The 10,020-nt window shown below is 66.3% G+C and carries 6 protein-coding genes; 5 read left to right on the top strand and 1 reads right to left on the bottom strand.

Annotated features, from left to right (window positions below):
• The 4 genes from trpA to ACFMO5_RS07950 form a co-directional block, all read left to right on the top strand.
• A partial coding sequence (gene trpA / locus ACFMO5_RS07935; RefSeq protein ID WP_376792213.1) for a tryptophan synthase subunit alpha occupies positions 1 to 728 on the top strand: 728 nt, incomplete at its 5' end.
• A 400-nt stretch (positions 729 to 1,128) separates the two neighbouring features.
• Positions 1,129 to 2,073 carry a TerC family protein gene (locus ACFMO5_RS07940; RefSeq protein ID WP_376792214.1) on the top strand — a complete coding sequence of 315 codons (945 nt, stop codon included), beginning with the start codon at positions 1,129 to 1,131 and terminating at the stop codon, positions 2,071 to 2,073.
• Positions 2,074 to 2,115: 42 nt separating this feature from the next.
• Entirely contained in the window at positions 2,116 to 3,024 is a 909-nt protein-coding gene (locus ACFMO5_RS07945; RefSeq protein ID WP_376792215.1) for a tyrosine-type recombinase/integrase, read from the top strand.
• A gap of 170 nt (positions 3,025 to 3,194) precedes the next feature.
• Positions 3,195 to 7,253: a S8 family serine peptidase gene (locus ACFMO5_RS07950; protein WP_376792218.1), complete on the top strand. Its 4,059-nt coding sequence runs from the start codon at positions 3,195 to 3,197 to the stop codon at positions 7,251 to 7,253.
• A 23-nt stretch (positions 7,254 to 7,276) separates the two neighbouring features.
• Here ACFMO5_RS07950 and ACFMO5_RS07955 read toward each other — a convergent pair whose 3' ends face one another.
• A complete protein-coding gene (locus ACFMO5_RS07955) occupies positions 7,277 to 8,377 on the bottom strand; it encodes a M24 family metallopeptidase (protein WP_376792216.1) in 1,101 nt (366 codons plus the stop codon).
• Between the two features lie 493 nt (positions 8,378 to 8,870).
• Here ACFMO5_RS07955 and ACFMO5_RS07960 point away from each other — a divergent pair, with 493 nt between their 5' ends.
• Positions 8,871 to 9,935, top strand: a complete 1,065-nt coding sequence (locus ACFMO5_RS07960) for an amidohydrolase family protein (protein WP_376792217.1) — start codon at positions 8,871 to 8,873, stop codon at positions 9,933 to 9,935.
• Positions 9,936 to 10,020 lie beyond the last annotated feature (85 nt).

A 10,020-nucleotide genomic window follows, 5' to 3' on the forward strand; every position in this document is an offset into this window, starting at 1 on the left:
TTTTCTACTGGCCGGTGGGCTATCCGGACTTGGAGACGTCGATTCGAGTTGTGGCGGCCCTGGCGCAGGCCGGCGCGGATCTCATCGAGTTGGGGGTGCCCTTCTCCGATCCCCTGGCCGATGGCCCGGTGATCCAACGGGCAACCCAACGAGCGTTGGAGAACGGCGTGCGGACGCCCCACGTGCTGGAGGCGGCAGCCCGGTTGCGAGCCATGGGGGTGAGGCAACCGTTATGCTTGATGACATATGTGAACCCGATCCTGGCCTACGGGATCTCGCGCTTCCTGGGCGAAGCCGTTCGGGTCGGGGTCAATGGGCTGATCGTCCCGGACCTCCCCCTGGAGGAGGCGGAGGAGCTGCGGGCCGCCGCCGGCGCGGCGGACTTGGCGTGGGTGCCTCTGGCGGCGCCCACCACATCCGACGAACGGCTGGCCCGGATCGCTGCCTCCGCGACCGGGTTCCTCTACCTGGTTTCCGTAACTGGGATCACGGGGGCGCGGGACCAGCTGCCGATGGATGTGATCGTTCAGCTCCGGCGTGCCCGTCGGATGGCGAACGGGGTGCCAGTGGCCCTGGGCTTCGGGATCTCCCGGCCGGAGCATGTCCGGGCGCTGGCTTCGGAGGCGGACGGCCTGGTGATCGGCAGCGCGCTGATCCAACATGGGGAGGCTTCCGGGTTCCATGAGGGGGCGCTTGTCGCTTTCGTGAGGGCGCTCCAAAGGGCTTGAGAAGAAAAGTTTTCTATGAGGTGCGGGCCATATAAGCAACCCGCACCTCATAGAAACTTCACAAGCAAAACGCCTATCACTGCGGATGGGGGGACCATCCGTTTTGACAATTCGTCGCTTTTCCATTACAGTATGAGATTGCCGGAAGGGGAGTAGCAACCGGACGGCAACGTCCGGAGGTGGGGCCGTCAGCACGGGATCCTGGCGGATCCCCGGTTCCACCAACCGGAATTTCCGGAATTTGCGAGACCTTCGGCCGATGTCCGCTGCGGGCGGCCCGTCGGTTGAAGGTCTTTTATTTTAGGGATCAAGAGGCCTAACCCCTCCGGAAACGACCGGGGGCAGCGCGGGCCGTATGCGGCGGCGATGAACTCATCTTGCCTCCCGGAGGAGGGAAACAATGGAATTTCCGTTGTGGGCCTGGATCCTATTCCACGCCATCGTGGCGGTGATGCTGGCCCTGGACCTCGGGGTGTTCCACCGGGATGCCCATGAGGTGAAGTTCAAAGAGGCATTGATCTGGAGCGTGGTGTGGATCGTGGTGGCCCTCGCCTTTAACGGTCTCATCCTGCTGATGTGGGGCCATGAGCCCGCTCTCCATTTCCTCACTGCCTACCTGGTGGAGAAATCCCTCAGCGCGGATAACATCTTCGTCTTCGCGGTGATCTTCTCTTACTTTGCGGTTCCCCCCGCTTATCAACATCGGGTGCTCTTCTGGGGGATCTTGGGCGCGGTGCTGATGCGGGCGACATTCATCTTCGCCGGCGTCCAGCTCCTGAAGATGTTCCACTGGACGATCTACCTCTTCGGCGCCTTCCTGGTCTACACCGGGATCCGCCTGGCCCGACGCAGCGAGGAGGAGGTACATCCGGAACGCAACCCCGTGCTCCGTTTCGCCCGCCGCTTTTTGCCCATCACCTCGATCTACCACGGCCAGCGGTTCCTGGTGCGCGAGGGCGGACGCTGGATGGCGACACCCCTCTTGCTCACCCTGCTCGTGGTGGAGAGCACCGACGTGATGTTCGCCGTCGACTCGGTACCTGCGGTGCTGGCGATCACACCGGAGCTCTTCATTGCTTACACCTCAAATATCTTCGCCATCCTGGGCCTGCGCGCCCTCTACTTCGTGCTGGCCGGGTTGATCCAGCGGCTCCGCTACCTCCACTTCGGGCTCTCGGTAATCCTGGTTTACATCGGCGTCAAGATGCTGCTCTCGGATCTGGTGAAGATCCCGCCGGCCCTTTCCCTGGGCATTGTGCTGACCGTCCTCCTAATCAGCGGCCTGGCCTCAGGGATGGCGGAACGATGGGGGAAAGCCCATTCGCTCCCCCCTAAAGTAAAGTAAGGGGATAGCCGATCCCAGGACTCAGGCTGCCTCGAGGGAGAGATGGCGCGTCAACTGAGCCTGTTTGATCAAACGAGGAAACCGGCGCTGGCGCCGGAGACTCCGCTCGCCCAGGCCCGTCATGCTTTCGAGAGTTACTTGAGAGAGAGCGATTACTCGAAGCACACGGTTTATTTCTTCACCCACGATCTCCGGCTCCTGGGGCAATGCCTGGGCGAGGAGCGTCCCATCGGGGCCATCGGCCTGAAGGACCTCCACGATTTCGTGGACTGGCTGCGCCGCCGCCGGGGGGTTCCCTGCTCCCCGAAATCCCTCCGGCGGCGCATCACCTCCGTGAAGGCGTTCTTCCGCTGGCTGCATGAGGACCTCCAGGTCCTGCCCCAGAACCCGGCGGAAGCGTTGGTCTATCCGGAGGCCGCTGAACCGCTTCCAGAGGTCCTGACCCCGGAGCAGATCCGTGCGATCCTGGAGGCCGCCACCGCGTTCCGGCGGGAGGGCGACCCCCGCCCCCTGGTGTTGGTCACGCTGCTGCTCCACACCGGCCTGAAGAAAAGCGAGGTGGTCGCCCTGCGTCTCGATCACTTCGATCTGCGCGAGCCCGCCGTGTGGATCCGCTACGCCCATCCCCGCTACCGTCATAAGGAGCGCAAGCTGTCCCTCCCCCCGGAATGGCCGGAGCTGTTCCGGGAATACCTCCGCCAGTATCGGATCGAGAGCCGGGTTTTCCCCTGGACGCCCCGCAATTTAGAATATGTCCTGGAAGATGTGGCCCGTCGGGCGGGCGTGGATCATCTCTCCTTTGAGATCCTCCGATGGACATGCGCACTGCAGGATTTCCTTCAGGGGATGGACCCGGAGGCGCTGCGCCGGAAGCTGGGGCTCTCCGAGATCCAGTGGCGAGACATCTCCCGGCGTCTGCAGGCCCTGGCCGAGCGTTTCGGAAAGCCTTGAGGGCTTTCCTCGTCCTCCTCCCCATCCTCAGTCTCCTTGGCGCTCGCCTCCCCGCCGCGGCTTTGGAAGTCCCTTCTCCAAGAACCCCTTTCCCTCCAACGCTCCACCCTTCCCTCGCCAAACGCCTCATCCGGGCTCGCCCCGAGGAACGGATCCCGATCTTGATCGAGGTGGAAGGAGCCTCGCCCCGCGAGATCATCGCGATGGAACTGCCGGGGGAAGGCCTGCCGTCCTCTGAACGGCGGGCGCGCCTGGTTGCTCGCCTACGAGCCCGCGCCGAAGCAGCCCAAGCTTCCCTCCTCCAGCGCTTGCAGGATGTCGAGCGCGCCGGGGAAGCCGAAGCCATCCGCCCGCTCTGGCTTTCCAACCGGATCGCCGCCCGCGTCACCCCCCGCCAGCTTCTCGTCCTCAGCCGCGCCCCCGGCGTCCGCCAGATCCGTGAGGATCGCTTCCGGCGGTGGATCTTCGCCTCGCCTCGGGCCGAGCCGGCGGACCCCCTCTCGGCCCCCTGGAACCTCGCCATGATCCACGTGCCGGAAGCTTGGTCGGCCTTCGCGATCACCGGGACCGGCGTGGTGGTCGCGAACATCGACACCGGGGTGGACTGGCTGCATCCGGCCCTGCAACGGGCGTACCGGGGGTACGATCCCCGAGGCCTTCACCGCCACGCCGGCAACTGGTATGACGCCACCGGCGCCGGGGCCGTTTACCCGGTGGACGGCAACGGTCACGGCACCCACACGATGGGCCTGATGGTGGGCGAGGGGATCGGGGTCGCTCCGGGCGCCCGTTGGATCGCGGTCCGGGCCTTCGACGCCCAAGGCTATGCCTTCGACTCGTGGATCCACGCCGCCTTCGAGTGGATCCTCGCCCCGGACGGGAACCCGGCCTTGGCCCCGGATATCCTGAACAACTCCTGGGGGAACCCGAACGGATGGGACACCGCCTTCGCGGAGGATCTGGCGGCGCTGCAGGCGGCGGGGATCTTCGCCGTGTTCAGCGTCGGGAACGGGGGACCCAACCCTGGCTCGGTGGCCTCCCCCGCCAGCCTGCCCGGCGCCTTCGCCGTTGGGGCGGTGGATTCTGAAGGACAGATCGCGTGGTTTTCCAGCCGTGGCCCCTCCCCGTGGGGGGAGATCCGCCCCCACGTCGTGGCGCCTGGGGTCCGGGTGCGCTCGAGCCTGCCCGGTGGAACCTATGGGGAGCTGAGCGGGACCTCCATGGCCGCCCCGCACGCCGCCGGGGTCGCCGCGTTGTTGAAGGCCGCGCGGCCGGATCTTTCCCCGCCGCAGATCGCCGAGATCCTCACCCGCACAGCCACATCTCTAACCACCACCATCCCCAACAACGAGAGCGGATGGGGCCTGATCCACGCCCTGGAGGCCCTCCGCCTCGCCGTCGAGGGCGGAACCCTGGAGGGGACCGTGCGGGATCCCAACGGCGCTCCCATCGCTGGGGCGCTCCTGACCGCGGTCTCCCGCGATGGGGTGTTCCGTGTATCCCAGGAGAGTGATGAACAAGGACGCTATCGCTTCCTCCTGCGCCCGAGCATCTATGACCTCACCGTCACAGCCTTCGGCTATGCATCGCGGCAGGTCTATGGGATCCCGATCACGGAGGGAACCACCCGCACCTTGGATCTCCAGCTGGATCCGCTCCCCCGGGGATCTCTGGTGGTTCACGCGACGGACGAGGCGGGCGGATCGGTGTTCTCTCCCACCTTGACCCTAGTCGGAACGCCGATCTCCCTCACCCAACCGGCCTTCCCTTTCACCCTCTCCCTCCCTGCCATCCGTTACACCGTGCGCCTGCGGGCCCTGGGCCACCGCGTGGTCACAGCGACGGTGGAGGTCCCCATCGGCGGAACCACCACCATCACCCTGACGATGCCCCGCATGCCTCGCGTTCTGCTGGTGGATTCCGGCGCCTGGTATAACGAATCGACCCGTTCGTTCTACCAGCAAGCGCTCGACGCGAAGATGTGGTCTTACGATGAATACCGGGTTCTCTACCCGCCTGTTCCGCCTCCGACCTCTACATTGACCGCTTACGATGTGGTGGTGTGGTCCTCCCCATGGGATTCCCCAGGTTACATCGGCGCGGACCGTGGGCTGACCTTCTTCCTGCGGCAGGGGAAGCATCTGCTCCTGAGCGGCCAGGACGTGGCCTTCTGGGATGATGGGGGAAGCGGGTTCCTCTACACGCCTTATTTACGGGAGATGCTGGGGACCCGTTACGTGCGGGATTCCACCGGGATCTTCACGGTGACCGGCGCGCTGGATGGACCCTTCGCAGGGATCGAGACGGCCATCCGGGGAGACGGGGGCGCGGAGAACCAGGTCGCCCCCGATGAGATCGCCCCGGCGGATCCGCTGACGACCCAGCCGATGGATTACCGGAACGACGGCGGGGCGGCGACCGCTGTGAACCTCTGCCGGCCCTATCGCGGAATGGTCTTCGCCTTCGGGTTGGAAGGGATCCCGGAATCGGAGACGCGGGGGGAGATCCTGGAACGGGCGCTCCAGGCCCTGACGGCGCCCCCGCGTCCCTGGGGTCTGCGCTGGGCCCCCGAGCTCGCCGAACGCGTGGTCCCCACCGGCACCCAGATGATCTTCACAGCCACGCTGCAAAACCTGAGCGAAGTGGCCACCGACACCGTGCAGCTCCAGCGCGAAGGAAACGGATGGCCGGCGGCGGTCGCGCCGCCGGAGGTCCCCTTGGGCCCATGCGCCCAGGCCACGGTCACCCTAACGGTCACCATCCCGGAGGGGATCCCCCGGGATGCGAGAACGGCGATCACCGTGACCGCGCGCTCCACCCTCTCTCCCACCCTGACGGCCGCCGCCGTCTGGCGCCTCAAGACCCCCGCCCCGTTCCTGTTAGTGGAGGACGACCGGTGGTTTGAGGTTGGGGAACCTTACCGCCAGGCCTTAGCCACCTCCGGGGTTTCATTCGATCGTTGGCGGGTGCAGGGCTTTTATGGAGCGGGGTCCCCGACCGAGGCCGATCTGGCCCGCTATGAAGGGGTGATCTGGTTCACGGGTTACGACTGGTTCGATCCGCTATCAGAGGTTGAGGAGGCACGCTTGCTGGATTTCCTGCGGCGTGGCGGGCGTCTGGCCTTTTTCTCCCAGGATTACCTGTACACCTTGCTGGCGTACGGCCGGCCGTGGACCTTCGCGAGGGCTTTGGGGGTGGAAGCCCACGATGAAGGGCTGACCGCCACCGTGGGGCTCCCCAGCCCGCTCTCCCCGATCGGCCGTGGGTCTCCCCGCTGGACCATCCGTTTGCCCTACACCAACTGGACCGACGCGCTGGAGCCCACGGATGACGCCACCCCGGTCTGGCGTGGGGAGCACGGTCGGCCGATCGCAGTGGCCCGCGGGGAGGGCGCGGGCCGGGTCTTCTTTTCCACGCTAGGCCTCGAGGGGCTTCCGGAGTCGTTGCGGGAGGAAGCGCTAATTCGGATCCTCTCCGATCTCGGCCCGATGAGGAAGACCACCCTACAGGCGGAGCCGGAGGCGGGGGAGATCGGGACCCGGTGGGTCATCACGGTGAACGCGGTCTATCTCCGTTCGGGAGAGCTAAGCCCTGCGACGGTCTCCCTGCGGTTAACGGTTCCGCCGACATGGACCATCCAAGCGCCGGAGAGCTCCCCGGAGTGGTCCTTCGATCCGGACCTCCACGGCTGGCAGGGGGTGATCCAGGTTCCTCGTGTCCTGACGGTCGCCATGACCTTGGAAGGGCCTTCGGGGTGGGTGCCGATCCGCCTGGAGGGAACGGACGGGGTCTGGCCCTTGCGGCAAGTCTTGCCCCTGGGCTTGGGCGTTCCGAAGGTTCGGATCCCCAGGGCCTCGATCGCAGGGATCCACTCCGGGGTGCTTTACACCGCGATCTGGGAAGTTCAGAACCCAGGGCCTTTTTCGCTCCCCCTGGTCCTGACGGCCACCTTCCCGCTCTCATGGCGGGACACGGCCTTCACGGCGACCTTGGGGCTCTCCCAACAACCCTTCCCCGGGGTCGGGACGTGGAGCGGGGTTCTGTCGGCGGGGGAGACTTTACGCTGGACCGGTGTGGGAAGCCCCCAGGCGTTGAAGGATCGGCGGGATCGCCTCACCCTGCGGACAGAGGATCCCTTTGGAGGCATCCACGAAGCCGAATGGTGGACGCTGGTCATCCCTTGGCGACTCTACTTCCCGGTTGTCGTCCGGGCCCCGCCGGAGCCTTAGGCCTCCGGCGATCCGGCCGTCCGTTACTCGCCAATCCACATTAGCTCCCGTGGGAACGTGGTCAGGGACTCTCCCCCGGATTCCGTCACCACCACGTCATCCTCGATCCGCACGCCCCCCTTCCCCGGCAGGTAGATCCCTGGTTCGACCGTGAAGGTCATGCCCGGCTCCAAGGGGGTCGTGTTGCCGGCCACGATGGAGGGCGGCTCGTGAACCTCCAGCCCCAACCCATGGCCGGTGCGATGGGTGAAGTAGCGGCCGTATCCCGCCGCTTCAATGACGGCCCGGGCGGCCCGGTCGACGGCCTCCGCGGGGATCCCGGGCCGCACCGCCGCCCGTCCCGCGGCGTTCGCCTCCCGGACCACCTCATAAATCCGAGGCCACTCGGGATCCGGCTCCCCTAAGGCGAAGGTCCGGGTGAGATCGGAGACGTAACCATCGACCACCACGCCGAAATCCACAATCATTAGCTCCCCGCGCCCCATTGGGCGGTCCGACGGCGTGGCGTGGGGCAGCGCCGCCTGAGGCCCCGCCACTACGATCGGCTCGAAGGCCAGGGCGTCCGCCCCCGCCGCGAAGCACGCTTGGATCAGCCGCCGGGTCGCCTCCCGCTCGGTCATCCCGATCCGAACCTGGGGTAACCACATCTGCAACGCCTTCTCCGCCACCGCAACCGCGCGCTGCATCGCGGCGAGCTCCTCTGGGCCCTTCACCATGCGCAGCCGCGCCAGCAGCGGCTCCGCGGGGATCGGCTCGGGGGTGCGAAACGCTGAGGCGAGGAGGGACCACTCCAGCACCCGCATCGCCAGCGTCTCGACGGCGATGGGGCGCCCCCACCCCAAGGCCTCCGTCGCTGCCTGAAAAGCCCGGCCGGGGCCTTCCTCATCGGTGTAAGGGAACAGGCGCCATGGGATCGCCGCCGCGCGGGCTTTCTCCACCTCGAAGGCGGGGAGGATGAGGGCCGGATCGCCCTCGCGGGGGAAGAGGGCGACGATGGGCCGCTCCATCCGGTGGAACGAAAGGCCGGTGAGGTAGAACAAGTTTGCGCCGGGGACGAGCGCCAAGAGCTCGATCCCTTCCCGGGCCATCGCCTCCTGCAAGCGAAGCCAACGCTTAGGAGACATCGTCCCTTTTCCCTTGCCGGACATGTAGTGCTTCATTCATTTGGCGATCTTTGAGGGCTGGGGGCTGCCTTCGGCGGCCCCCAGCCCTCAAAGGGTTCTGCTTTCTCTCCTCGCAATCCATTGAACTGCTAGGGGAGAACGTTCGACCCGCCCTTGAATATCCTTCAGGGGGACGAAGCAGCCTCGCCTTCCTAAGTTTGACAAATTGCCTCCTTTATGGCAACATAGAATCCCGGCATGGGCCGGGAATATATCGCACGCTTCCTCCATACTCGATCGCAAGCGCCCTATCGGATGCCTCCTACCGATAGGGCACAGGTTGGGCTTTCTAAGCACCGGGCTAACGGTTTCGCCCGGTGCTTTTTTTATATCCTAATGCGTATCGCTCTCACAGCCATGTTGGAAAGGGATGGGGAAGCCGCCTTCGGCGGTTTCCCCATCCGTGAGGAACACTGCCCGGAGAGGAACCCTTCACCGAATCGGAGGAACGGGCATGCCCACGGTCCGCCTGCCCGGAGCGGCAGATGTCCATGTGCATCTGCGGGAGCCTGGGGATACCCATAAGGAGGACTTCGCGAGCGGGACAGCAGCGGCACTGGCCGGTGGGGTGGTCACGGTGTTGGCGATGCCGAACACCCGCCCCCCGCTCGCGGATCCTGCGACCTTCCAGGAAGCGGCACAGCGGGCCCGGGCGCGGGCCCGCTGCGAGGTGGGCCTGTTCGTCGGCGGCACGGCGGAGAACGCGGAGGCCGCGGCGGCCTTGGCCTCACAGGCCGCCGGCCTGAAGCTCTATCTCGACGCCACCTATGGCCCCCTGCGCCTGGAAGCACTGCCGGCGATCCTCCGCCATTTCCAGACCTGGCCCGGCCACCGCCCCATCGCGGTCCACGCCGAAGGGCGGACCGTGGCGATGGTTTTGGGGCTGGTGGCCCTCTTCCGAAAGCCCGTCCACTTCTGCCACATCAGCCGTCGGGAGGAGATCCTCCTGATCCGCCGGGCGAAGGAGCGGGGGCTTCCCGTGACTTGTGAGGTCACACCCCATCATCTCTTTCTGACGGAGGACGACCTTCCCCGGCTTGGTCCCTTCGGCGAGATGCGGCCACCCCTGGCCACGCGAGCCGATCAAGCGACGCTGTGGGCCAACCTGGCGGTCATCGACGCGGTGGCGACAGACCACGCCCCTCATACGGTCGAGGAAAAGCAGGGCCCGAACCCGCCGCCCGGTGTGCCGGGGCTGGAGACGATGCTCCCGCTGCTGCTCACCGCCGCCGCCGAAGGCCGTCTGCCGTTGGAGGAGGCCGTCCGCCTGACCGCCACGGGCCCGCGGCGGATCTACAGCCTGCTGGAGCCGCCGGAGACTTGGGTGGAGGTGGAATGGGGAGGGCCGTGGATCATCTCCCGGGAGGGGCTCTTCACCCGCTGCGGGTGGACTCCCTTCGAAGGGATGGCGGTGCGGGCGCGGGTGCGCCGCACCGTCCTATGGGGCCAAGTGGCGTTCGAGGATGGAAAGGTCCTCGCGCCCCCCGGCTCCGGCCGCGTGCTGTTCGTCGAACCCTGACGATGGAGAAAACAGCGGAGAAGTCATTGCTGCCCCTCCGCCAAAAACCCTTTGGAGTTGGGGGCTGCCAAAGGCAGCCCCCAAC

It is taken from the genome of Thermoflexus sp. (assembly GCF_042408365.1).
GTDB lineage: Bacteria > Chloroflexota > Anaerolineae > Thermoflexales > Thermoflexaceae > Thermoflexus.